Genomic DNA, 24,033 nt, shown 5'->3' on the forward strand with positions numbered 1-24,033 from the left:
CGACCGCGCAATGTCGTCCGCCAGCGAAATCACCCGCGACGACTTCGTCCCAGGAGCAGGCTCAAGCTCATACAGCGTCACGACAGGCCCGGGGCGCACCTGCGTGATCTCGCCACGCACGCCGAAATCCTCCAGCACGCCTTCCAGAAGCGTCGCGTTCTGCTCCAGCGCATCGGTGGAGACAGTGTTCGCCGGCGTCTTCTTCGGCTCGGCCAGATAGGTCAGCGGCGGCAGCTCGAAGGCTTCGCGGTCGAGCAGCGAAGGCTGCGCCTCGCGCTGGATGCGCTTGCCGGGCTTTGGCGCAGGCTTCGGAGCGGCGACGCGCGGCGCGTTGAGATCGCGCAGATCCTGGGCGTCGTCGATGTCGAAGGGAGGCTCTTCGTCGACTTCGGCCTGGCGGCTGCCGGGCAGGGGCTCGGGACGGAACTCGGGTGCCGGCGCGCGGGGGCTGCGGCCGTCGCCGAATTGCGGCTCGCGGCGAATACGGCCGGGCTGCCCCGGCATCGGCCCGGCATCGACCGCCGGTTCGGGCGGGTGCGGCAACCGGCGCAGGATGGCGCCGCGCAGCGCCATCGCCCCATGCGCCAGCCAGCCGATCAGGATGACGGCGATGCCGGGCTCGTCGTCGCGCCGCTCCTCGCCATCGGACAGGCCGTCATCCTCGTCGTCGAGGGCCGGATCCTCGTCATGAACGAAGCCGAAACCGGCGGCGGCCGTCACGGCCAGTATCGCCACGCCAGCATAGACGAATCCGACAAGGCTCGAGACGGCGCCCCCGGCGATGCCGGCGATGTTTCTCGTGCCGAACAGGAGCCCGTCGCCGATCACGCCGCCCATGCCGGTCGGCAGGGGCCAGCGCGGGGTCGCGGGCAGGGCGCTGGCGACGGCGGCGGCGGCGGCGACACCGATCACCCAGAGGCCGAGCTTCAGCGCGCCGCGGTCGAAGAGGTGAAAGCGAATCAGCCGCAGCGCCCAGATCATCGGTGGAAACAGCACGGCGATCACGCCGAGGCCGATGAGCTGCATCAGCAGGTCGGCGACCATCGCGCCGGGCCGGCCGAGCCAGTTGCGGACAGCGCCATTGGTGGCGTTGTTGAGGCTCGGATCGTCGACGGACCAGCTCGCGAGGGCCAGCGCGACCAGGACGATCAGGCCGAGAAGCCCTAGCCCCGTCAACTCGGCGGCGCGACGCGACAGGAACTCCCGCACCGGATCGGGCAGGCGGTCCATGAGCGATTGGGAGCGGCGGACGGTGCGCATGCGGATGGGCGATCGGGTTCCGGGCTTGCCGGCGGCGTGGTGCCGGCATGCCCGAGAGGTTAGGAAGGCGAGGTTAAGGCCCGCTTAACCTTGAATCGATCGGCCCCGGAAACCGGTCAAAGAAAAACCCCGGCGGTTGCCCGCCGGGGCAGCGTTTCACGTGAATCCGTGAGGCTCAGTCGTGATAAGCGCGCTCGCCGTGCTGGGCGATGTCCAGGCCCTCGCGCTCTTCGTCGGAGGTGACGCGCAAGCCGACGACCACGTCGACGATCTTGTAGAGGATCGCCGAGCCGACGCCGCTGAAGACCAGGGTGAAGAGCACGGCCTTGACCTGCGCCAGCACCGCATCCCCGAAGACATAGGCACCGACGGCGAGCTCGCCGGGCTTGGAGGCGTAGTCCGGGATGCCGGCGCCGCCGAGGGCGGTGTTGACGAGGATGCCGGTCGCGATCGCGCCGATGATGCCGCCGACGCAGTGCACGCCGAAGACGTCGAGCGAATCGTCGTAGCCGAGCGCGTTCTTCACCGTGGTGCAGAAGAAGAAGCAGACCACGCCGGCGACAAGGCCGAGCACGATCGAGCCCATCGGGCCGGCAAAGCCGGCGGCCGGGGTGACGGCGACGAGGCCGGCGACGGCGCCCGAGACCATGCCCAGCATCGAGGGCTTGCCCTTGATCGCCCATTCCGCGAACAGCCAGGCGACGGCGGCGGCAGCGGTGGCGACGAAGGTGTTGATCATCGCGAGGCCGGCGGTGCCGTTGGCCTCGAGGTTCGAGCCGGCGTTGAAGCCGAACCAGCCGACCCAGAGGAGGGCGGCGCCGATCAGCGTCATGGTCAGCGAGTGCGGGGCCATCAGCTCCTTGCCGAAGCCGATGCGCTTGCCGATCAGCAGGCAGCCGACGAGGCCGGCGATACCGGCATTGATGTGGACGACCGTGCCGCCGGCGAAGTCGAGCGCGCCCCATTTGAACAGCATCCCGGCGTCGGCATTGACCGCGTCGAGTGCCGACTGGGCCGCCGCCTTGCCGTCAGCGCCCGCATCCGCCAGCGCCTTGGCGGCATTGCCGACCGCGTCGGGGCCGCCCCAGTACCAGACCATGTGGGCCATCGGGAAATAGATGAAGGTGACCCAGAGCACGCTGAACAGCAGCAGCGCCGAGAACTTGATGCGCTCGGCGAAGGCGCCGACGATCAGCGCCGGCGTGATGCAGGCGAAGGTCATCTGGAAGCAGATATAGACCAGTTCCGGGATGACCACGCCGTTCGAGAAGGTGGCGGCGGTGGAGTTGGCATCGACGCCCATCAGGAAGGCCTTCGAGAAGCCGCCGACGAAGTCGTTCAGGCCGCCGCCATTGGTGAAGGCGAGCGAGTAGCCATAGGTGACCCAAAGGATGCAGACGACACTGACGATGGCGAAGACCTGCGTCAGGACGGACAGCATGTTCTTGGAGCGGACGAGGCCGCCATAGAACAGGGCGAGGCCGGGAATCGTCATGAGCAGGACGAGGATCGTCGAGCTCATCATGAAGGCGACGTCGCCCTTGTTCGGCACCGGCGCCGCCGGTGCCGCGGGAGCCTGGGCATAGGCCGCACCGGCGCCGAGCGCCGCCACGGTGAGGCCGGTCAGTCCGGCCCGCAGGAAGGTTTTGGAATTCATCGCGGAAGTGCTCCTGGAGGTCGGAAAATCAGAGGGCGTCGCCGTCGGTCTCGCCGGTGCGGATGCGCACGGCCTTCTCGATCGAGGAGACGAAGATCTTCCCGTCGCCGATCTGGCCGGTGCGGGCGGCGGCCGTGATCGCCTCGATGACCTTGGCGGTCAGGTCGTTGGCGACGGCGACCTCGATCTTGATCTTCGGGAGGAAGCTCACGGCATATTCAGCGCCGCGATAGATCTCGGTGTGGCCCTTCTGCCGGCCGTAGCCCTTCACCTCGGTCACGGTCAGGCCGTGGACACCGATGGCAGTGAGCGCGTCGCGCACCTCCTCCAGCTTGAACGGCTTGATGATCGCCATCACGATTTTCATCTGTCGGGCTTCCCCTCTTCGCCGCCCGGTCGTCAGCCCCGGCGAACGCGTTGCAACTCGCGCGCCCTGCAGAACGCAGTGCGTGGCAGCGCACAATTCAAAGGGCGTGCCAAAGCGCCCGGCGACGCGAATCGGGGCGAGTGTCGGGGAATCCCCGGGTGATCTGGCCGATGTCGGCGTACATCTGCCTCATGATTAGGCAGATGCTCACAAGATAGGCATATGCCTATCGCGACATCAGGTCCGGTCGGGGCGGGGCCGGATCAGGCCTTCCTGCGCGACAGAGGCGACGAGATTGCCCTGCCGGTCGAAGACCAGCCCCCGCGAAAAGCCCCGCGCGCCCGAGGTCGAGGGGCTGTCCTGCGAATAGAGCAGCCACTCGTCCGCTCGGAAGGGGCGATGGAACCACAGCGCATGGTCGAGGCTGGCACCCTGGATGCGCTTGTCGAAGACCGTGGTGCCGTGCGCGATCAGACTCGAATCGAGCAGCATCAGGTCGGAGGCGTAAGCGAGCACGCTGCGATGGAGCGCCGGATCGTCGGGCAGCGTTTCCATCGCCCGGATCCACACGTTGAATTTGGGCTCCATCTTGCCGCCGGTCCGATAGCGCTCCAGCTCGACGGGGCGGATCTCGATCGGCCGCTTGCGCTGGTAGTAGGCCTGCACGGCATCCGGCATGTGCGGCAGGATCGTCCTCGACATCTCCTCGCGGTCCGGCAGTTGCTCCGGCATCGGCACGTCCGGCATCGGCATCTGGTGCTCGTAGCCCGGCTCCTCGACCTGGAAGGAGGCCGACATGGCGAAGATCGCTTCGCCCTTCTGGATCGCCAGAACACGCCGCGTGGTGAAGGAGCGGCCGTCGCGCAGGCGGTCGACCTCGTAGACGATCGGAATCTCGGGATCGCCCGGCAGGAGGAAATAGGCGTGCAGAGAATGCGGCAGCCTCTCCTCCACCGTCTTGCAGGCCGCATAGAGCGATTGGGCGATCACCTGGCCCCCGAAGACGCGCGGCCAGTTCGATTTCGGGCTGCGACCCCGGAACAGATTGCGCTCGAGCGGCTCGAGGTCGAGAATCGCCGTCAGCGAGGCGGTGATCTGGGACATGGATTGCCGTTCGGATCGCGATCGGGTTGATGGGCACCGGCGCGCCGCACAGGCACGGCCATTGCCGCATCAGCACCGAGGTGCCAGATGCCGTCAAGGGCCGACAGGGCCGAGGAGAGTGACATGGTCCAGGCAAACGCCAGCCGTATCGTCATCGCGGGCGGCGGCATTTCCGGGCTGGCGCTGGCGCTGGCGCTGAAACGGGCGCTCGGCGCGGACATCGAGATCATCCTGGCCGACCCGGCGCTTTCAGGCGCGCCGAGGCCCGACAACCGCGCCTATGCGATCGCGGCGGCGGCGCGCGCGATGCTGGAGGCGCTCGGCGTCTGGTCGGCGGTGGAGGCGACGGCCGCGCCGATGAACGAGATGGTGATCTCCGACAGCCGCACCGGCGATGCGGTGCGACCGATCTTCCTGACCTTCGACGGGGAGGTCGAGCCCGGCCGGCCTTTCGCCCATATGATCGAGGCGGCTCCCCTGCTCGCGCATCTGCGGAGCGCGTGCGAGAGCGCCGGGGTGGTACTCGACCCGCGAGGCGTGCGCCGCTTCTCGGTCGACGGTGCCCGCGTTGAGGTCAACTTCACCGATGGGAGCGTGGCACAGGCCGCATTGCTCGTCGCTGCCGACGGGGCGCGCTCCAAGCTGCGCGAACAGGCCGGGATCGACTGGGTCGGCTGGAGCTACAAGCAATCGGGGATCGTCGCAACGATCGGTCATGAGCGGCCGCATCATGGCCGTGCGGTCGAGCACTTCATGCCGTCCGGACCCTTCGCCATTCTGCCGCTCGCCGATGGCGGCACGCTCGGGCACCGCTCCTCGATCGTCTGGACCGAGCGGACGGAAAATGTCGCGCCGCTGCTCTCGCTCGACGGCGAGGACTTGCTCGCCGAGATCGAAACGCGCTTCGGGCTGGAACTCGGGGCGATCGCGCTGGAAACGCCGGCTTCCGCCTATCCGCTCGGGTACGGCGTGGCACGCAGCTTCGTCGACTCGCGTTTCGCACTGCTGGGCGATGCCGCGCATCTGGTGCATCCGATCGCGGGCCAGGGTCTCAATCTCGGCCTGAAGGATGTCGCGGCACTCGCCGAGGTGATCGTCGATGCGGCGCGGCTCGGGCTCGATCCCGGCTCGCTCGACGTGCTGGAGGCCTATGAAAAGGCGCGGCGCTTCGACACCGTGGCGATGGGCGCCTTCATGGACGGGATGAACCGGCTGTTCTCGAACGACGCGACGCCGCTGCGGCTCGCGCGCGATCTCGGGCTCGGGCTGGTCGACCGGCTGCCGGGATTGAAGCGCTTCTTCATCCGCGAGGCCGCAGGCATCGGCGCGGGCGCGCCGCGGCTGATGCGAGGCGAGACGCTGTGACGGCAGCGGCCGTCACTCTTCCAGGGCGCGCGCTTCTTCCGGCAGCATGATCGGGATGCCGTCGCGGATCGGATAGGCGAGCTTCGCCGGGCGGCTGATCAGTTCCTGCCGCGCGGCGTCGTATTCCAGCGTTGCCTTGGTCAGCGGGCAGACCAGGATCTCCAGCAGCTTCGGGTCGACGCGGGTGGTGGTCTCGGCGGTGTCGGGCATCTTCGCTCCCTCAGCTCTTGCGTGGCAGGTCCGCGAGCATGCCGGCCGCGACCATCAGTTTCGGAAGGGTCAGGCCCGAGCCGGTGATCGCGTTGACGGTGCTGCGCGTGCGTTCGGCGTCGGCATGGCGCTCGGCGACCCAGGCGTCGAGCGAGGCTTCGCTTCCACCCGCGACCTCCCGTGTCAGATGCGCATGGGCGTCGTCCAGCGTCTCGACGGCGCGCTCGCGGGCAAGGCGTTCGTAATCGTCTGTCGCCGGCACGGCCGCCGCCGCGGCCTTCAGGCCCGAGAGGCCGAAATAGGCATCGACGCCGAAATGGATGCGGGCGACATCGCCGATCGCGTGCTTGCCACGTTCGGAGATGTCGACGATGTCGGTCGCCTCGGCCAAGGTCGGCAGGCTCGCAATCCGCGCGGCGAGCGCCTCCGGCACGCCGTCCGCGGTGAGCACTGCGATGCGGGCGAGCCGCGCCTGGGCGGCCGCCTCGGGCAGGATCGCATCGAGCGCGCCGGCGAGTTCCGCCACGCCCTTGGCATAGCGGGCGATGGTGGCCTCGATCGCGCCGGGTTTGGCGACGCCGCGGCGCAGCAGCCAGCCCATGCGGTCGATGACCAGCTGCTGGGCGGCGCCATAGAGGCCGAGCTGGGTCCTCCCCGGGATCCGGGCGTCGAGCGCATCGATCTCGCCGTTGAGCGTGATGAGATCGAAGGAATCGCGGGCGATGGCATAGGCCGCCGCGATCTCGGGCACCTGTGCATGGGTCAGGGCCGAGAGCACCGGCACCAGCGCCGGGCCGCCGCGATTGATCAGCGCGTTGGCGAGCTGCGTCGCCACGATCTCGCGGCGCAGGCGATGTCCGGCGATGGCTTCCGGATAGGCTTCACGCAGCTCCTTGGGAAAATAGCGGACGAGTTCGGTGGCGAGATAAGGGTCGTCCGGGACGCTCGATTCGATCAACGCATCGTGGAGCGCGAGCTTGGCATAGGCCAGCAGGACCGACAGCTCCGGCCGGGTCAGCCCCTCGCCGCGTTTCTCGCGCTCGGCGAGAACGGCATCGCTGGGCAGGAACTCGACGCTGCGGTCGAGACGGCCCTGTCGTTCCAGCGTCTGCATCAGGAAGCGCAGGCCGGGCGTCGCGGCGGTGCCTTGCGCCTCCGTCAGGGAGAGCGCCAACGTTTGCAGGTAGTTGTTGCGCAGGACGAGCAGGCCGACCTCGTCGGTCATCGAGGCGAGCAGCGCATTGCGGTCGGTTTCCGAAAGCAGGCCTTCCTTCACCGGGCCGGCCAGCGCGATCTTGATGTTGACCTCGACGTCGGAGGTGTTGACGCCGGCCGAGTTGTCGATCGCGTCGGTGTTGAGGCGCACGCCCTTCTGGGCCGCCTCGATGCGGCCGCGCTGGGTCACGCCGAGATTGGCGCCCTCGCCGATCACCCGGGTGCGGAGGTCGCTGCCGGCGATGCGGATCGCGTCGTTGGCGCGGTCGCCGACCTGTGCGTCGCTTTCGTCGCTGGCGCGGATATAGGTGCCGATGCCGCCGAACCAGAGCAGGTCGACGCGGCTTTTCAGGATCGCCGTCATCAGCTCAGGCGGAGAGACCTCAGCCTTGTCGAGATCGAGCAGGGCGCGAACCTCCGGGGAGAGCGGGATGCTCTTGGCCTGGCGCGAAAACACCCCGCCGCCCTGCGAGATCAGGCTCTTGTCGTAGTCGGCCCAGGAGGAGCGCGGCAGGGCGAAGAGGCGCTGGCGCTCGGCCAGCGAGGTCGCGGGATCGGGAGCCGGATCGAGGAAGATGTCGCGGTGGTCGAAGGCGGCCACGAGCTTGATCGCGGGCGAGAGCAGCATGCCGTTGCCGAAGACGTCGCCGGACATGTCGCCGACACCGGCGACGGTGAAGGGCGTCGTCTGGATATCGATGTCCATCTCGCGGAAATGGCGCTTGACCGCCTCCCAGGCGCCGCGCGCCGTGATGCCCATGCCCTTGTGGTCATAGCCCTGCGAGCCGCCCGAGGCGAAGGCGTCGCCGAGCCAGTGATGCTTCTCCAGGGAGATCGCATTGGCCGTGTCCGAGAAGGTCGCTGTGCCCTTGTCGGCGGCCACCACGAGATAGGGGTCGTCGCCGTCATGTCGCACCGTGTCCGGCGGCGGGACCAGCGTCTCGCCGTCGAGGTTATCCGTGAGTTCGAGCAGGTTGCGCACGAAGATGCGGTAGCTCTCCGTACCCTCCGCCAGCCAGGCGGCGCGGTCGGAGGCCGGCGGCAGATGTTTGGGCACGAAGCCGCCCTTGGCGCCGACCGGCACGATGACGGCGTTCTTGACCTGCTGCGCCTTGACGAGGCCGAGCACCTCGGTGCGAAAATCCTGCGGCCGGTCGGACCAGCGCAGGCCGCCGCGCGCGACCTTGCCGAAGCGCAGATGGATGCCCTCGACGCGGGGCGAGTAGACGAAGATCTCATAGAGCGGGCGCGGCAGGGGCAGGCCATCGACCCTGGCGCAGTCGAACTTGAAGGTGATCGTCTGGCGCGGATGCCCATCCGGGCCGGTCTGGAAGAAGTTGGTGCGCAACGCCGCGTCGATCAGGTTGACGAGGCGGCGCAGGATGCGGTCCTCGTCGAGGCTTGTCACGGCATCGAGCGCCGTTTCGATGCCGGCACGGGCGGACGCCATGGCGCCCTCGCGGTTGTCCGATTCCAGGCGCGGATCGAATTTCGCGACGAAATAGGCCAGCAGGCCGGATGCGATCCGCGGATGGCGCGTCAGCGCATCGGCAATGTAATCCTGGGCATAGGGCGCGCCGACCTGGCGCAGATAGCGCCCGAAAGCGCGCAGCAGCGCCGCCTCCCGCCAGGCGAGGCCGGCGGCGAGGACGAGCTGGTCGAAACGGTCGGATTCGGCGAGGCCCCGGAACTGCGCCATCAGCGCGGCCTCGATCGCCGGGTCGAGGCGGGCGATGTCGATCTCGCCGTCATCGGCGCGTTCGAGCGTCATGTCGTGCAGCCAGACCCGGGCGGTGTCGCCTTCGGCCGTCTGGGGCAGCACATTGTAGGTCCGCTCGTTGACGACGCGGAAGCCCATATTCTCCAGCACCGGCACGCGTGCCGACAGCGAGATCGCCACGCCCCGTGAGAACACCTTGAGGTTGGCGCGCGTCGCCGGGTCGCCCTCGCGCCGGTAGAGATTGACCGCGCGTGTCCGCTCCGCCGAGAGCTGCTGCAGTGTCTCGATATCTGCCAGCGCGTCCGTGGCGGAAAAGCGCTCGCGATAGGCGGCGCCGAAGGCGGCGGCGTAGCGCTCGGCCAGAGCGCGGGCGGCCGGGCCCGCCTTCTCGCGGTCGAGCGCGTCCTTCAGCCCGTCGCCCCAGGTGCGGACGATGGCCGAGATGCCGGCTTCGAGCGCGGCCCGCTCGATCCGCGGGGTTTTGCCCTCGTCGCGGCCGATGATGTAGTGCGTGCGCGAGAGCGGCCCTTCCGGATAGGCCGGATAGGCGGCCGAGACGCGGCCGTTGTAGATCCGGGACAGGAATTCGCCGACGCGCTGGCGTATCGTCGTGTCGTAACGGTCCTTCGGGATGAAGACGAGAATCGAGACAAAGCGGTCGAATTCGTCGACGCGCGGCAGCGCCCGGATGCGGGGCCGCTCGGTCAATTGCAGGATGTCGAGCGCGAACTGCTCCAGCGTCGGCACGTCGATCTGGAAGAGCTCGTCGCGCGGATAGGCATCGAGCACGTTGAGCAGGGCCCGGCCGGAATAGCTCGCCGGATCGAAGCCGATATTCTTGGCGACGCGGGCGACCTTCAGCCGCAGATAGGGGATGGCGCGCGCCGAGCCAGTATAGGCGTTCGAGGTCAGCAGCCCGACGATGCGCAATTCCCCATCGAGGCGCCCTTCGGGCGTAAACAGCTTCACGCCGACATAGTCGAGATGGACCCGCCGATGGACGCGGCTCTTGACGTTGGCCTTGGTGATGATGAGTGCCTGCGGCTTGGCGAGGAAGGCCCGCACCTCCGGCGTCGTCGTGACCAGCTCGCGCCCGCGCCGCAACACCTTGACCGCCGGATCGCGCAGGATGCCGAGGCCCGAGCCCTCGATCGGATCGGCGGCGACGTCGCCGCCCGGGAAGCGATAGGCGCGGACGCCGAGCAGGGTGAAGTTGTCGCCCGCGATCCATTCGAGGAACTGGAGCGCCTCGGCGATCTCGTCCTCCGGCAACGGCGGCGGGTTCGACCGGTAGGCCTGAATCACCTCGGTGATGCGGCCGCGCATGGCAGCCCAGTCGTCGACGGCGAGACCGACGTCGGTATAGACGCGCTCCAGCCCGAGCTGCAGCTGCTCGCGCGCCTCGGGAGCGTCGATCCTGTCGACGTGGATGTGGATCAGGCTCTCGCGGCGGGTCCCTTCCGGCGCGCGGCCGACGGCCTCTCCGGCCAGGGAGAGGAAGCTCCCTTCGGCATCGCGCGCCACCGCCAGGATCGGATGCGCCACGAGGCGGGGGTCGTGGCCCTGGTCCTGCAATTCGGCGAGCGTCGAATCGAGCAGGAAGGGCTTGTTCTCGTTGACGACCTCGAGGATCGTGATCTGGCGCTGCTGGCCGGCCTCGTCATAGGCGTCGTCGCGGAAGCGCAGGTGGATGCTGTCGGCTCTTCGCGGCTGGGCAAGGTGGTCGAACGCCGCTGCCGATGCGCGCGCCAGCAAATCGGGCGGCACCGCCTCCAGATCCTCGGCGACCGAGCGACCGAAGAGCAGGCGTGGAAACTCTGCAGGCATGGCGCTGGTCAGCCCGGAGGCGGCAGCTTCGATCGCTGCGACGGCCGCTGCCGTGGCGTTGGTAACCCGCTTGGCCATGATCCACCCCGTTGTTTTGCTGCAGCGATGACATAGGCTGCGAGGCCTTTCAACTTTGCCTCGCTCGGACGAGCGGCAATTCGCCGCCGTGCCGGAGCCGACAGGAGCGACCATGGCGGCCAAGCATGACAAACCTAAGGTGGGGGAAGAGCCGGCCCGGCAGGATTCGCCGGCGCAGGTGATGGCGCTGGCCCTGCCGCCCGGCACGCTGTCCGAGTCGAACCAGGCTTATTTCGCCAAATGCGAGGAAAAGCTGGGCTTCGTACCGAACGTGCTCGCGGCCTATGCGCATGACGATGCGAAGCTCACCGCCTTTGCAGCCTTCTACAACGACCTGATGCTGGCGCAGTCAGGCCTGTCGAAGCTGGAGCGGGAGATGATCGCGGTCGCCGTCTCGAGCGTGAACCGCTGCTATTACTGCCTCGCCGCCCATGGCGCGGCGGTACGCCAGCTTTCAGGCGATCCGATTCTCGGGGAACTGCTGGTGATGAACTATCGCGCGGCGGCGCTCTCCCAGCGCCATCGGGCGATGCTGGATTTCGCCGTGAAGCTGACGGAGGCGCCCCATCGGGTCGAGGAGGCGGACCGGGACGGGCTGCGCAAGGCCGGATTCGGCGAGCGCGAGATCTGGGACATCGCGGCGGTTGCCGCGTTCTACAACATGTCGAATCGGATGGCGTCGGCGGTCGATATGCGGCCCAACCCCGAATATCACGCGCAAGCGCGCTGAAAAAAGAAACGGCCGGCATGGCGCCAGCCGTGAGTTGGCCTCGACTCGGTGGCCCGGCTCCGCCGGAACACCGGGGGGCTGGGGGGCTGACAAACCGGGGTTCGGCAGAACCGGGCCGTCGAGGCAACGAGTGCAGTTGAGCGGGGCAATCGGGCGGACGATTGGCCCGTTCGCGGCGAAATTGCGGCGGCTTTGACGAACGCGCGAGGACGCCGTGAATGGGGACCGGGCGATGCCTTGCCAGCGCAGCATTGCGGGCGCATCATTTCCGCCGGCTCATTCAGGAGGCGTCATGAGCGAAAGCGAAACGCCGCAGTCCGCTGCCGGCGCGATCTTGAGTTTCCCCTCGCCGGCAAGGCCGGCCACCGTCACCTTCGACCGACGCGAACTTTCCGAACTGCTCAATCTCTACGGACGCATGGTCGCCGCCGGGGAATGGCGCGACTACGCCATCGACTTCCTCAAGGACAAGGCGCAGTTCTCAGTGTTCCGGCGCTCATCCGAGATGCCGCTCTATCGGATCGTGAAGGATCCTGCGGCGGCGCGGCGCCAGGGAGCCTATTCGGTCGTCGCGGCGACGGGGCTGATCCTGAAGCGCGGCTCGGAGCTCTCGCGCGTGCTCAAAGTGCTCGACAAGAAGCTCAGCGTGGTCGGCTGACCGCCTCGCGACGTGATGGCGATGTAACGAAGCAATCCAGCGGCATTGGATGAGGCGGTCAACCACGTCGCCCGGGATGGCTTCGCTACACTCGCAATGACGTCCAGCGATCAGAAGATCGGAGGGCTTCGGTCCCCCTCGCCCAATTCCTTCTGCATCAGCATCTGGTCGAGCCAGCGACCGTGCTTGAAGCCGACATTCTCCGCGACGCCGACCAGCCGGAAGCCCGCCCGCTCATGCAGGCGGCGGGAGCCTGCCGAGGCGCCGGTGCCGTCGCCGATGACGGCGATCATCTGGCGGAAGCCGCGGCCGGCACAGTCCTGAATCAGCGCATCGAGCAGCAGGCTGCCGAGGCCCAGGCCCTGCGCGTGCGGGGCGATATAGATCGAGTTCTCGACTGTGCTGCGATAGGCAGGCCGCGGCCGATAGGCCCCGGCATAGGCGTAGCCGAGGACAGTCCCGTCGCGCTCGGCGACCAGATAAGGATAGCCGCCCGTCAGGATCGCCTCGTATCGCCGCAATATCTCGGGCTCGTCCGGCGGCTCGACCTCCCAGGAGGCGGTGCCATGCAGAACTGCATGGGCATAGATCGCCGCGATGGCCGTGATGTCGGCGGATGTGGCGGGTCGGATCGAGGGTGCTGTCATGCGCGCAGAATGAGCAACCGCCGTGCCAAAACAAATGCCCCGGCCTTGCGGCCGGGGCATGTCGGCTCCGTCGATGGAGCGGGTCGTCTTATTCGCGGTTGCCGAGCAGCGAGAGCAGCATCTGGAACATGTTGATGAAGTTCAGGTAGAGCGACAGCGCGCCGTTCACCGAGAGCTTCGCCGCCTCTTCCGGACCGAGGTCCGAGGAGAGGTACATCTCCTTCAGCCGCTGGGTGTCCCAGGCGGTCAGGCCGGCGAAGACGCCGACGCCGATCAGCGAGATCACGAAGGCAAGGCCGCTGGAGGCCAGGAAGATGTTGACCAGCGAGGCCAGCACCAGGCCGATCAGCCCCATCACCAGGAACGAGCCGATGCCGGAGAGCGACTTGCGCGTGGTGTACCCGTAGAGGCTGAGGCCACCGAAGGCCGCCGCCGTGATGAAGAACACCTGCACGACCGAGGCGCCGGTGTAGCGGATCAGCAGCGTCGACATCGACACGCCCATGACCGCCGCGAAGGCGAAGAACATGGAGCGGGCCGAGGAGGCCGACATCCGGTCGATCCGGAACGAGAAGAAGAAGATGAAGGCCAGCGGCGCGAGCGCGAACACCCACATCAGAGGCGAGCCGTACATCAGCTGGCCGAAGGAGGTGAGGTAGGTGTTTCCGATGCGGGCGACCGCATTGGCCTGGTCGGTCACGGCCATCTTGTTGACGCCCAGCGCGAACAGCGCCGAGATCGCCAGGCCGAGAACCATGTTGTTGTAGACGCCGAGCATGAACGAGCGCAGGCCCTGATCCATCTCGACGGCGCTGGTCTGCTGTGCGCGGCCGGCACCCCAGACTGGAGCATTGCGGTCGAAGTTGCTCATCGAGCGAATTTCCCCTGACGTTGTTTCGGACGACGGCCGGCGCAATTCCCCAGCCATCCTCGCGCATGATCGTCGCGATGACGGGAATATGAGGGGCTTTCCGTGCGGTTACAAGGGCTGGCCATGGTTAAGGCCGCCGCAGCCATAGAAACGCCGAGTCGCCGCGGCAAGGTATTACAAAATTTTAATGTCTATCGCTGTCGGCTCAAAGAGTGTCCTCAGAGATTTCTGAGATGAGAAGCGGGCGCTTTCGACAGTATTCTTAGCGTGCCGACGAGGCCGAACAGAACGGTAAGGCCGATTGCGGCAGTCGCGGCCAGTAGTGCGCCCGTCGGATCACTGACGAATTCGATCCGCATCACTTTGGTGACGACGCCCCAGCCGGTGGCGGCGCCCGCGATGACGCCAAAAAGCGCCGCGACGAACCCGATCGCCGCGTATTCAAGGGCGTACGACGAAAGTATGAAGCGGCGGGTCGCTCCGAGCGTCTTCAGGATCATCGCGTCATAGAGCCGCGCCCGCTGCCCGGCGGCCAGCGCTCCGCCCAGGACGAGAAGGCTGGCGGCGATGGCGAGGCCCGATGCGCCGCGGATCGCCATGGCGAGCTGCTGGACGATGGTGTTGACCGCCTCCAGCGCATCCTTCACCCGCACGGCGGTGACGGCCGGGAACTCGGTGGCGAGCCGCCGCATCAGGACGGCGTCGGTGGAGCCGGCCCCATTCGGGGAGGCGGTGACGGTGGCAAGATCGGTATGCGGCGCCCCGGCGAAGGTGTTGGGCGAGAACACCATCACGAAGTTGATGCCGAAGGAGCGCCAGTCGATGGTGCGCAGATTGGCGACGCGGGCGGTGATGCTGCGGCCGAGCACGTTGACGGTCAGCCGGTCGCCGATCTTCAGCCCGATGCCCTCGGCATTCTGCGCGTCGAAGGAGACGAGCGGTTCGCCCTTGTAGTCCGCCGGCCACCACTCGCCCGCCGTGATTCGCGACCCCTGGGGAACGGTCGCTGCATAGGTGATGCCGCGGTCGCCATCGAGCACCCAGGCGGATTGCTCGCTGGCCTTGATGTCCTCGGCCCGGGCGTCGTTCACGCGCAGGATGCGTCCACGCATCATAGGGACCCGTTCGACAGCGGCGCCCGGCCGTTCCTGCGCCAGGAAGGCGTCGAAACGAGCCGAATCGCGGCTGGGAATGTCGAGGAAGAAGAAGCCGGGCGCCTTGTCGGGCAGCGCGCCGGTGAGCTGGCGTGTCAGGCTGACGTCGATGAAGGAGAGCGCCGTCAGCAGCGAGACGCCGAGCCCGACCGAGAGCACCAGCGAGGGTGTCAACGCGCCGGGCCGATGGCTGTTGGCAAGTGCCATGCGCAGCGCAGGGCGGCGGGGGCGGGGAAGGCGGCGCGCCAACGCCATCAGACCGACCGAGACGCCGCGCAACAGCACGAACACGCCGAGCATGGCCCCGATATAGATCAGTGCGATGCGCCTGTCATAGGCGAAGCCGAGCGCGACGCCGACGAGCCCGGCGAGCGCCAGCAGGCAGATGGCGAGGTAGATCGCGCGCGGGCGGCGCGGATCGGGTTCGACCTGGTCGCGGAACAGGGCCGAGACCGGCACGTCATGGGCTCGCCCGAGCGGCAGGATCGCGAAGACCAGGGCGGTCAGCAACCCGTAGAGCGCGGCGATGGCGAGCTCGGCCGGCGCCAGCGTCGGCTCGAAGGGAACGGGCAGGATGCTCTGCAGCAGCGCGCCGAGGCCGAAGGGGGCCGCGGCCCCCAGCACGAGGCCGATCGCGGTGCCGATGGCTGCGACCAGCATCACCTCGGCCAGGTGGATCGCGACGACCCGGCCGCCGGTGGCGCCGACCGCCTTCATCGTGGCGAAGTCGAGCTTCTTGGCGGCGACGAAGCGGCGCACCGCGTTGGCGACGCCGACGCCGCCGACCAGCAGCGCAGTGAGGCCGACGAGCGTCAGAAACTGGGTGAAGCGTTCGAGATTACGCTGGAAGCTCGGCGCGGCGTTGTCGCGCGAGCGGATTTCCCAGCCGGCATCGGGCTGCTGGGTGCCGGAATCGGCGATGAGGCGCTTCAGGTCCGCATCGGTCGCCGCGGTCGCCGGCAAGCCGAGGCGATAGGTCCAACGCACGAGGCTGCCGGGCTGGATCAGCCCTGTGGCGCGCAGTGCCTCCTGCGAAATCAGGAGACGCGGGCCGAATCCAACGCCGGCAGCAATCTTGTCGGGCTCGGCGACGAGTTCGGCGCGAAGCTGGATACGGGCGGTGCCGACGGTGACGATATCGCCCGGCTTGAGCCCGAGGCGGCCGAAGAGGATCGGGTCCGCGACGGCGCCATAATGGCCGTCGCGTGCGGCGAGCAGGCCGGAAAGCGCTTCATGAGGGGTGGTTTCCAGTGTGCCGATGCTCGGATAGCTGCCGTCGACGGCCTTGATCTCGACCAGCGCGGACCCCTTCTCGCCGGCATTGGCCATGGCGCGCAGCGTGGCGATGGCCGAGACGGTGCCGCGCGCCGACAGGAAGGCGAGCTCCTGCGGGTTCGCCTCGCGCTGGATCAGGCTGAAACTGGCATCGCCGCCCAGGATGCGGCGCCCTTCCCGGGCCAGGCCCTCGGTCAGCCCGCGCGAGGCCGAGGCGACGGCGGCGATCGTCATGACGCCGAGCGCCAGGCAGGCGATGAAAACGCCGAAGCCGCGCAGGCCCGCACGCAGGTCGCGCAAGGCGAGCCGCAGCGACAGGCCGATGCCGGGGGAGCGGGCGGGTTGGCGGCCGGTCGGCCTCAGGGGAGCATGCATCGTCAGGCGACCGCGACCGCACCGGCATCTTCGGGCTCGATCACGCCGGAGCGCAGCCGCACCGTGCGCTCGCACAGCGCCGCCAGGGCAAGGTCGTGCGTGACGAGCACCAGCGTCGCGCCGCGCTCGCGCTTCAGCGCAAAGATCAGGTCGACGATCGAGCGGCCGGTGGTCTCGTCGAGATTGCCGGTCGGCTCATCGGCGACGAGGATCGCCGGGTCCGGCGCGACGGCGCGCGCGATGGCCACGCGCTGCTGCTCGCCGCCCGAAAGCTGCGCCGGGTAGTGGTCCATGCGGTGGCCGAGCCCGACATTGCGCAGCTCGGCCTCGGCGCGGGCGAAGGCGTCCGGTGAACCGGCCAGTTCCAGCGGAAGCGCGACGTTCTCCCGCGCCGTCATGGTCGGGACGAGATGGAAGGACTGGAAGACGATGCCGATATGGCGGCCGCGGAACAAGGCGAGGCCATCCTCGTCGAGGGCGCCGAGGTCCTGTCCCGCCACCTTCACAAGGCCGGAATCGGGCCGTTCCAGCCCCGCCATGGTCATCAGCAGCGTCGACTTGCCGGAGCCGGAGGGCCCGACGAGGCCGGTTGCCTCGCCATCGGCCAGCGACACCGAGACGCCCTTGAGGATATGGACCCGGGCCGGGCCGCGCCCGAGGCTCAGATGGACGTCGCGCAGCTCGATCGCCGGGGAGCTTTGGGCGGCGGCTTGATTCATCGCGTCATGATCCCGACTTCACCCTGCATGATGATCGACACAGACCTCTCAGTCCCGCCCGGCAGAGCCGGTGGGGTGGCGCCCAGTCCGAGCCGATATGGGCGCTTGCGGCCGGTTGTCCAATCGCTGCGACGGTTTTTCGCGCTTGTCGTGGGCATGAACCTGCTGGTGCTGGCGCTTCCCTTCGCCGCCGCGCAGGCCCAGAATCCGGCCCCGAATGCGGGAGAACGCACCTTGAAGCTCGTGGCCCTCGGCGACTCACTGACAGCCGGTTACAATTTGCCGGCCAGCGCAGCCTTCCCCGTCGTCCTGGAGAAGGCACTCCGCGAGAAGGGCGTCGCTGTCGACATCGTGAACGCCGGCGTCTCCGGCGATACCACCCAAGGCGGGCTCGAGCGGCTCGACTGGTCGGTCCCGGACGGGACGGATGGGGTGATCCTCGAGCTCGGTGCCAACGATGCGCTGCGCGGCATCGACCCGGCGCTGCCGCGACAGGCACTGGAGGCGATCGTCACGCGGCTGAAGGCGCGGAACATCCCTGTCCTGCTCGCCGGGATGTACGCGCCGCGCAATCTCGGCGCCGAGTATACGCGCCGCTTTGACGCGATCTTTCCGGAGCTTGCGCAGAGATACGGACTGGTGCTCTACCCCTTTTTCCTGGAGGGCATCGCCGGCGACAAGGCGCTCAATCAGGCAGACGGGCTTCATCCGACGGCCGAGGGCGTCAAGGTCATCGTCCGCAACATCCTGCCATCGGTCGAGCGCTTCATCGCGACGCTGCCCGCCAAACCCTGATCTGCCAGCGGGCTCTCCGCTCCGGCGTATCCCCTGATTCTTGCATCGCGGCCGGCCGGCCCGCTTCCGGAGTTGCTTCGCCATGGATTACCGCCGTCTCGGCCGCACCGATCTCGATGTGTCGGTCATTTGCCTGGGAACCATGACCTGGGGTGAGCAGAACACCGAGGCCGAGGGCCACGCCCAGATGGATTACGCCGTCGAACAGGGCGTGAACTTCTTCGATACTGCCGAACTCTATGCGATCCCGCCCCGGCCGGAGACGCAAGGGGCGACCGAGCGGATCATCGGCAGCTGGTTCAAGGCGCGCGGAAACCGCGACAAGATCATCCTCGCCTCGAAGGTCTGCGGACGCGGCGGCAACACCTGGTTCCGGGACGATCAGAGCCCGACCCGCCTGACCCGCAAGCAGATCAACGAGGCGGTCGATAAGAGCCTGAAGCGGCTGCAGACCGACTATATCGACCTCTACCAGATCCATTTCCCCGAGCGGCCGATGCCCTGGGGCTCCAACCCGACCCGCTTCGGCGCTGCCGCCTACCAGAAGGCCGAGGACGAGACCTCGGTCCCGGAGCAGCTCGACGCCTTCGGCGAACTGGTGAAGGCCGGCAAGATCCGCCATCTCGGCCTCTCCAACGAGAGCGCCTGGGGCACGATGCGCTTCGTCACCGATTCGGAACAACGCGGTACCCCACGCGCCCAGTCGATCCAGAACGCCTACAACCTGTTGAACCGGACCTTCGAGACGAATCTCGCCGAAATCGCCCTGCACGAGCAGGTCGGGCTGCTGGCCTATTCGCCGCTGGCGCAGGGCTACCTCACGGGAAAATATCTCGACGGCGCGCGTCCGGCCGGCGCCCGCACCAGCCTGTTCAATCGCGGCCAGCGCTATGAAGGCCCCGGGGCCGAGGAGGCGACGCGGCGCTACATCGCGATCGCGCGGCAGGCCGGGCTCGATCCGGCGCAGATGGCGCTCGCCTTCGTCAACAGCCGCCCCTTCGTCACGGCCAGCATCATCGGCGCGACCTCGATGGAGCAGCTGAAAACCGACATCGCCTCGATCGACGTCAAGCTGCCTGCCGATGTGGAGGCGCAGATCGACGCTGTCCACCAGCTGGTCGGCAATCCCTGCCCCTAGCTCTCGCGGTCATTCCCGGGCGAAACGCGGCTTCAACCCGGGGATGACGCCACCCTGGCCGGCTCATCATCGGCGATGCCCGGTTTCCATGAGCCGGCTTCCCGCTTACCGTCTCGCCAGAGTCACATTCTCTTGGCAGGAATCGCGTCATGCCGAGGCTGTTCATCGCTCTGGAAATTCCCGCCGAGGTCGCGACCGAACTGACGCTGCATCGCGGCGGGTTGTCGGGGGCGCGCTGGATCGAGCCACCGGATTATCACGTCACCTTGCGCTTCCTCGGCGATGTCGACCGCCGCACGGCGAACGATGTCGACCAGATGCTGGCGGACGTTTCGGCCTATCCCTTCGACATTGCGCTCGATTCGCTCGGCAGCTTCGGCGGCGACAAGCCGCGCGCGGTCTATGCCCGCGTGCAGCCGAGCAAGCCGCTGACCGAGCTGCAGGCCGATATCGAACGGCAGATGCGCCGGATCGGGCTGCCGGCGGAGGGGCGCAAATTCGTGCCGCACGTCACGCTGGCCCGGCTGCGCGACACCGCGCCCGCCGAGGTCGCGCATCACCTGAGCCTGCATCCAATCGTCCGGCCGATCGTCTTCCCGGCGCGCCGCGTGGCGCTGATGTCCTCCCGCGATTCGGTCGGTGGCGGCCCCTATGTGCTGGAAGCCGCCTATCCGCTCGGGCTCTCCTATCCGAACCGCTTGCCGCGCGAGATGCGCAGATGACGCGACCGAAGCGCCTTTCGCCGGAAGCGCAGGCGGAGGCGCTGGCGACGTTGACCGGGTGGAAGCCGGCGCAAGGCCGCGAGGCCATCACCAAGCGCTTCGTCTTCCGCGATTTCAACGAGGCCTTCGGCTGGATGACGCGTGTCGCCTTGCGGGCCGAGACGATGAACCATCACCCTGAATGGTCGAACATCTACCGCACCGTCACGGTGACGCTGGCCACGCATGATGCGGGTGGGCTGACCGAACTGGACGTCAAGCTGGCACGGGCGATGGACGCGCTGGCGAGCTGAGCCGGATCAGCCGTCCCACCCGCAGGCGCGAAGGGCTGCCAGCATATGCGGCGGCGGCGGGGCCTCCACCGCGATGGGATCGCGCTTCTTGTAGAGCGGCACCGTGATCGAGCGGGCATGGAGCTGGAGGCCGGGGCCGCCTTCGCGCGGGGCCTCGCCATAGATCTCGTCGCCGAGCATCGGCCAGCCGGAGGCCTGGCAGTGGACGCGCAGCTGATGGGTCCGGCCGGTCAGCGGCTCCATGGCGAGCCAGGCGATCGGCGCGCCGTCCAGCTCGCCGCGGCCGAGCACGCGGTAGCGCGTCTGGGAGGGCAGACCGGCCGGGTCGACCTTCATCCACCAGCCGCGCTCGGGCGAGCGGCGTGCGAGCGGCAGATCGATCACACCCTCTTCCGCCTCGGGGCCGCCCTGCACGATCGCCCAGTAGGTCTTGTCGATCCGCCCGTCGCGGAACATCTGGTTGAGTTCGGCCATCGCACGGGGATGCCGGCCGAGGACGAGGCAGCCGGAGGTATCCTTGTCGAGCCGATGCGCCAGCTCCGGCCGGCGCGGCAAGCCGAAGCGCAAGGCGTCGAGATGATCCGTCAGGACGGGAATGGTGCGTCGCTTGGCCTGCGGCCCGCGATGAACCGGCAGCCCGGCCGGCTTGTCGAGCACGAGCATCATGGCGTCGCGATACAGCAGCGGCACCGGCAGATCGGTCTCGACAGGCTCCTGCGGCTTCGAATTCTCTGGTCGGTCCGTCTGCGCCATGGCATTGCGCTAGCGATACCGGCCCGGCGGCGCAAGCCAGGATCCGCCGAACCGAAGATGGAACAGCGATGAGCGAGACCGAACCGAAAAAGCGCAGCTTCCTTTCGAAGCTCTTCGGCCGCGAGGACGAGCCGGCGCAACCTGCGCCGGCGCCGGAGCAGGTTCTTCCGCCGGGCGAAGGGCCGAAGCCCGAGGTGACCGATGCCACCGCGCCTGGCGTGCCGGCCGGCCTACCCGACACGGCGCCGCCGCTTCCGCCCGAAAACCCTGCACCGTTGGCCGCGGCGCCGGCCCCGCCCGAGGTCGCCGCCGAACCCGCCGCGCCTGCCGCCGAACCGAAGCGGAGCTGGTGGCGACGCCTCACCGAGGGGCTGTCGCGCACCTCGTCCGCGCTGACGACCGGCATCACCGACCTCTTCACCAAGCGCAAGCTCGACGCGGGCACGCTGGAGGATCTCGAGGACATCCTGATCCAGGCCGATCTGGGTCTCGCCACGTCGGCGCGCATCGCCAAGGCGGTGGGCGAAGGCCGCTACGACAAGCAGATCGACCCGGCCGAGGTGAAGGCGATCCTGGCCCGCGAGGTCGAGACGATCCTGACGCCGGTGGCGCGCCCGCTGCCCATCGACGCCACGAAAAAGCCGTTCGTCGTGCTGATGGTCGGCGTCAATGGTTCGGGCAAAACCACGACGATCGGCAAGCTCGCCGCGAAATTCCGTGCAGAGGGCAAGTCGGTGATGCTGGCGGCGGGCGACACCTTCCGCGCCGCTGCGATCGAGCAGCTGCGTGTCTGGGGCGAGCGCACCGGTGCCGAGGTCGTCTTCGGCCAGCAGGGTGCCGATGCCTCCGGCCTCGCCTTCGAGGCGCTGCAGAAGGCGAAGGCCAACGGCACCGACGTGCTGCTGGTCGACACGGCCGGGCGCCTTCAGAACAAGCAGGGGCTGATGGACGAACTTGCCAAGGTGGTGCGGGTGATCCGCAAACAGGACGCGACGGCGCCGCATGCGGCGCTGCTCGTGCTCGATGCCACCGTCGGCCAGAACGCGATCAGCCAGGTCGAGGCCTTCCGGACGACGGCAGGCGTGACGGGCCTGGTAATGACAAAGCTCGACGGGACGGCGCGCGGCGGCATCCTGGTGGCGCTGGCGGCGCAGTTCGGCCTGCCGGTGCATTTCATCGGCGTCGGCGAGGGAGTCGAGGATCTGGAGCCCTTCTCGGCGCGTGATTTCGCCCGGGCCGTGGCAGGATTGGGAGAAGCAGCGTGATCGATGGGGCGAGCGAAACCACCCAGCAGATCCCGGTCGAGGCGGCGAAAGGCAGGACGGTCAGCCCGCTGCTCAAGCTCGCGCTCGAATTCGGACCGCTGGCGATCTTCTTCTTCGCGAATTCCTATGGCGACCGGCTGTTCCATGTCGCCGAGGACCGGCGGATCTTCGTCGCCACCGGCATCTTCATCGGCGCCTCGCTGGTGGCGCTGGTGCTGTCGCGGGCGCTGATGGGCTATCTGCCGCGCATGGCGATCGTGAACGCGGTCGTCGTCTCCGTCTTCGGCGGGCTGACGCTGGCGCTGGACGACGCCTTCTTCATCAAGGTCAAGCCGACCATCGTGAACGCGCTGTTCGGCTGCGTCCTGCTCGGCGGGCTTTTCTTCGGCCGCTCTCTGCTGTCGCTGGTGCTGGAGACCGTGCTTCAGCTCGACGAGGAGGGCTGGCGCAAGCTCACCTTCCGCTGGGGCCTGTTCTTCTTCGTGCTGGCGGCGCTGAACGAGGTGGTCTGGCGCACGCAGACACAGGATTTCTGGGTCGCGTTCAAGGTCTGGGGGGTGATGCCGTTGACGATGCTGTTTGCTCTCGCCCAGACGCCGTTGATCCTGCAGCACGAGATCAAGCCTGCGAAGACAGGGGAATAGGCCTCTCCGCCCACCTGTTGCCATTTGGCTGGTATTGCCCCATTTTATGCCAAATGGATAGCGACTGCTGATGGCCTTGCTGCCGGTCGAAACGGCCCATCGCAATTTTGTCCCCGATCCCATCACGGACGGGGAGGCGGCCGCGATGTTTCGCGCGGCGGTCAACCTGTTCCGCCTCTGGCGGATCACGGACGAGGAGGCGGCCGTCCTGATCGACCTGCCCGCCCGCACCTATGCGCGCTGGAAAGCGGGGCAGGTCGGACGGATTTCGCGCGACGGCAAGGCGCGGCTCTCCAACCTGATGGGCATTCACAAGGCCTTGCGCCTGATCTTCAGCGAGCCGCAGCGCGGCTATGACTGGATCAGGCGGCCGAACGGCGATCTCGGCGGCCGGTCGGCACTCGAGGTCATGCTGGGCGGGGAGCTCACCGACCTGATGCGGGTGCGCCGGCTGCTCGACGCCGAGCGGGGCGCCTGGTGATCGATCCGGCGAGCCTGCCGGTCGCGCAGGTGGAATGGCGCGGTGCGGTGCGGATCATCCGCAGCATCTTCCCGCCGATCGACCTGTTCGAGGATATCGCCGACCCAGCCGACTGGCCACTGCTGATCGCGGCCGAGCAGAAAACCAACCCGCGCCTGATGGAGACGATCGGCCAGCTCGATCTGGTGCCGCTCGAGCGGCGTGTCTCGGGCCCGGGCGCAAGCTGGCTGATGGCCCCCTTTACCCATGTCAGCCCCGACCGGCCGAGCCGCTTCTCGGACGGAACCTTCGGCGTGCTCTATGCCGGCGACCGTTTCGAGGTGGCATTGCTGGAAACGGTCCACCATCACGCGCGATTCATGGCGGCGACGGCCCAGCCGCCCGGCTGGACCTCGCAGTTCCGCGAGATCGTGCTCGACGTCGACGGCTCGCTGCACGACCTGCGCCGCGATGCCGACAAGATCGCGCCGGTGCTCGCGCCGGGCGATTATCGGGAGAGCCAGCGGCTCGGCCGGAGTTTGCGGGCCGGCGGCTCCGAGGGTGTCGTCTATCCGAGCGTCCGCTGCGCGGGCGGTGACTGCGTCGGGCTTTTTCACCCCGATCTCGCCAGCCATCCCGTGCAGGGGCGGCATCTCGACTATCACTGGAACGGCGAACGGGTGGACCTCTACCGGGACCGCAGCGCCGGCGCGGTCTACCGGATCGTCTGA

The 24,033-nt window shown here is 68.1% G+C and carries 22 protein-coding genes; 11 read left to right on the forward strand and 11 right to left on the reverse strand.

Annotation, left to right across the window (positions count from 1 at the left end; all coding sequences use genetic code 11):
* From BW981_RS18590 to tesB, 4 genes are all read right to left on the reverse strand, one after another.
* The coding region (locus BW981_RS18590; RefSeq protein ID WP_175624172.1) for a DNA translocase FtsK at nucleotides 1–1,260 on the reverse strand (1,260 nt) is incomplete at its 3' end.
* A gap of 175 nt (nucleotides 1,261–1,435) precedes the next feature.
* Nucleotides 1,436–2,917, reverse strand: a complete 1,482-nt coding sequence (locus tag BW981_RS18595; RefSeq protein WP_076441956.1) for an ammonium transporter — start codon at nucleotides 2,915–2,917, stop codon at nucleotides 1,436–1,438.
* A 28-nt stretch (nucleotides 2,918–2,945) separates the two neighbouring features.
* Nucleotides 2,946–3,284, reverse strand: coding sequence for a P-II family nitrogen regulator (locus BW981_RS18600; RefSeq protein WP_076441958.1), 339 nt, complete (start codon nucleotides 3,282–3,284; stop codon nucleotides 2,946–2,948).
* Between the two features lie 237 nt (nucleotides 3,285–3,521).
* Nucleotides 3,522–4,388: an acyl-CoA thioesterase II gene (tesB, locus tag BW981_RS18605; protein WP_076441960.1), complete on the reverse strand. Its 867-nt coding sequence runs from the start codon at nucleotides 4,386–4,388 to the stop codon at nucleotides 3,522–3,524.
* A gap of 123 nt (nucleotides 4,389–4,511) precedes the next feature.
* On the opposite strand from tesB, the gene BW981_RS18610 reads away from it, so the two are divergent.
* A complete protein-coding gene (locus BW981_RS18610) occupies nucleotides 4,512–5,753 on the forward strand; it encodes a ubiquinone biosynthesis hydroxylase (protein ID WP_076441962.1) in 1,242 nt (413 codons plus the stop codon).
* A gap of 12 nt (nucleotides 5,754–5,765) precedes the next feature.
* Here the strand turns inward: BW981_RS18610 and BW981_RS18615 are convergent, their stop codons facing one another.
* Together BW981_RS18615 and BW981_RS18620 are read right to left on the reverse strand one after the other, a co-directional pair.
* On the reverse strand, nucleotides 5,766–5,963 hold the full coding sequence (locus BW981_RS18615) for a Trm112 family protein (RefSeq protein ID WP_076441964.1): 198 nt from the start codon (nucleotides 5,961–5,963) through the stop codon (nucleotides 5,766–5,768).
* Between the two features lie 10 nt (nucleotides 5,964–5,973).
* Nucleotides 5,974–10,803, reverse strand: a complete 4,830-nt coding sequence (locus tag BW981_RS18620; protein WP_076441966.1) for an NAD-glutamate dehydrogenase — start codon at nucleotides 10,801–10,803, stop codon at nucleotides 5,974–5,976.
* 181 nt (nucleotides 10,804–10,984) lie between these two features.
* Between BW981_RS18620 and BW981_RS18625 the strand changes: the two genes are divergently transcribed.
* The gene (locus BW981_RS18625; RefSeq protein WP_076442042.1) at nucleotides 10,985–11,533 is read left to right on the forward strand and encodes a peroxidase-related enzyme; all 549 of its coding nucleotides are present in this window, start codon (nucleotides 10,985–10,987) and stop codon (nucleotides 11,531–11,533) included.
* A 292-nt stretch (nucleotides 11,534–11,825) separates the two neighbouring features.
* Nucleotides 11,826–12,191 (forward strand): DUF2794 domain-containing protein, encoded by a 366-nt coding sequence (locus BW981_RS18630; RefSeq protein ID WP_076441968.1) that lies wholly within the window; start codon nucleotides 11,826–11,828, stop codon nucleotides 12,189–12,191.
* Between the two features lie 110 nt (nucleotides 12,192–12,301).
* On the opposite strand, the gene BW981_RS18635 is transcribed toward BW981_RS18630, so the two are convergent.
* The 4 genes from BW981_RS18635 to BW981_RS18650 form a co-directional block, all read right to left on the reverse strand.
* Nucleotides 12,302–12,838: a GNAT family N-acetyltransferase gene (locus BW981_RS18635; protein ID WP_076441970.1), complete on the reverse strand. Its 537-nt coding sequence runs from the start codon at nucleotides 12,836–12,838 to the stop codon at nucleotides 12,302–12,304.
* An 88-nt stretch (nucleotides 12,839–12,926) separates the two neighbouring features.
* Nucleotides 12,927–13,709, reverse strand: coding sequence for a Bax inhibitor-1/YccA family protein (locus BW981_RS18640; protein WP_076441971.1), 783 nt, complete (start codon nucleotides 13,707–13,709; stop codon nucleotides 12,927–12,929).
* A gap of 218 nt (nucleotides 13,710–13,927) precedes the next feature.
* Nucleotides 13,928–16,513 carry an ABC transporter permease gene (locus BW981_RS18645; protein ID WP_076441973.1) on the reverse strand — a complete coding sequence of 862 codons (2,586 nt, stop codon included), beginning with the start codon at nucleotides 16,511–16,513 and terminating at the stop codon, nucleotides 13,928–13,930.
* A 2-nt stretch (nucleotides 16,514–16,515) separates the two neighbouring features.
* Nucleotides 16,516–17,232, reverse strand: coding sequence for an ABC transporter ATP-binding protein (locus tag BW981_RS18650; RefSeq protein ID WP_076441975.1), 717 nt, complete (start codon nucleotides 17,230–17,232; stop codon nucleotides 16,516–16,518).
* A 156-nt stretch (nucleotides 17,233–17,388) separates the two neighbouring features.
* Between BW981_RS18650 and BW981_RS18655 the strand changes: the two genes are divergently transcribed.
* The 4 genes from BW981_RS18655 (at nucleotide 17,389) to BW981_RS18670 (ending at nucleotide 20,180) form a co-directional block, all read left to right on the forward strand.
* Nucleotides 17,389–18,027, forward strand: a complete 639-nt coding sequence (locus tag BW981_RS18655) for an arylesterase (RefSeq protein ID WP_139333849.1) — start codon at nucleotides 17,389–17,391, stop codon at nucleotides 18,025–18,027.
* Between the two features lie 82 nt (nucleotides 18,028–18,109).
* Nucleotides 18,110–19,165 carry an NADP(H)-dependent aldo-keto reductase gene (locus BW981_RS18660; RefSeq protein WP_076441976.1) on the forward strand — a complete coding sequence of 352 codons (1,056 nt, stop codon included), beginning with the start codon at nucleotides 18,110–18,112 and terminating at the stop codon, nucleotides 19,163–19,165.
* Nucleotides 19,166–19,314: 149 nt separating this feature from the next.
* Nucleotides 19,315–19,887, forward strand: coding sequence for an RNA 2',3'-cyclic phosphodiesterase (thpR, locus tag BW981_RS18665; RefSeq protein WP_076441978.1), 573 nt, complete (start codon nucleotides 19,315–19,317; stop codon nucleotides 19,885–19,887).
* On the forward strand, nucleotides 19,884–20,180 hold the full coding sequence (locus BW981_RS18670; RefSeq protein ID WP_076441980.1) for a 4a-hydroxytetrahydrobiopterin dehydratase: 297 nt from the start codon (nucleotides 19,884–19,886) through the stop codon (nucleotides 20,178–20,180). Before thpR ends, BW981_RS18670 begins: the two co-directional genes overlap by 4 nt.
* A 6-nt stretch (nucleotides 20,181–20,186) precedes the next feature.
* Here BW981_RS18670 and BW981_RS18675 read toward each other — a convergent pair whose 3' ends face one another.
* Complete coding sequence (locus BW981_RS18675) at nucleotides 20,187–20,846, reverse strand: RluA family pseudouridine synthase (RefSeq protein WP_244560375.1); 660 nt, start codon at nucleotides 20,844–20,846, stop codon at nucleotides 20,187–20,189.
* A 155-nt stretch (nucleotides 20,847–21,001) separates the two neighbouring features.
* On the opposite strand from BW981_RS18675, the gene ftsY reads away from it, so the two are divergent.
* The 4 genes from ftsY to BW981_RS18695 all read left to right on the forward strand — a co-directional run bounded on the left by ftsY (nucleotide 21,002) and on the right by BW981_RS18695 (nucleotide 24,033).
* Nucleotides 21,002–22,198, forward strand: a complete 1,197-nt coding sequence (ftsY, locus tag BW981_RS18680) for a signal recognition particle-docking protein FtsY (protein ID WP_076441984.1) — start codon at nucleotides 21,002–21,004, stop codon at nucleotides 22,196–22,198.
* The gene (locus BW981_RS18685) at nucleotides 22,198–22,842 is read left to right on the forward strand and encodes a septation protein A (protein ID WP_244560376.1); all 645 of its coding nucleotides are present in this window, start codon (nucleotides 22,198–22,200) and stop codon (nucleotides 22,840–22,842) included. The genes ftsY and BW981_RS18685 overlap by 1 nt, the downstream gene beginning before the upstream one ends.
* Nucleotides 22,843–22,912: 70 nt before the next feature.
* On the forward strand, nucleotides 22,913–23,323 hold the full coding sequence (locus BW981_RS18690) for an MbcA/ParS/Xre antitoxin family protein (RefSeq protein WP_210188699.1): 411 nt from the start codon (nucleotides 22,913–22,915) through the stop codon (nucleotides 23,321–23,323).
* Nucleotides 23,320–24,033: an RES family NAD+ phosphorylase gene (locus BW981_RS18695; RefSeq protein ID WP_076441988.1), complete on the forward strand. Its 714-nt coding sequence runs from the start codon at nucleotides 23,320–23,322 to the stop codon at nucleotides 24,031–24,033. Before BW981_RS18690 ends, BW981_RS18695 begins: the two co-directional genes overlap by 4 nt.

This window comes from Allobosea sp. TND4EK4 (assembly GCF_900156025.1).
Classification (GTDB): domain Bacteria; phylum Pseudomonadota; class Alphaproteobacteria; order Rhizobiales; family Beijerinckiaceae; genus Allobosea.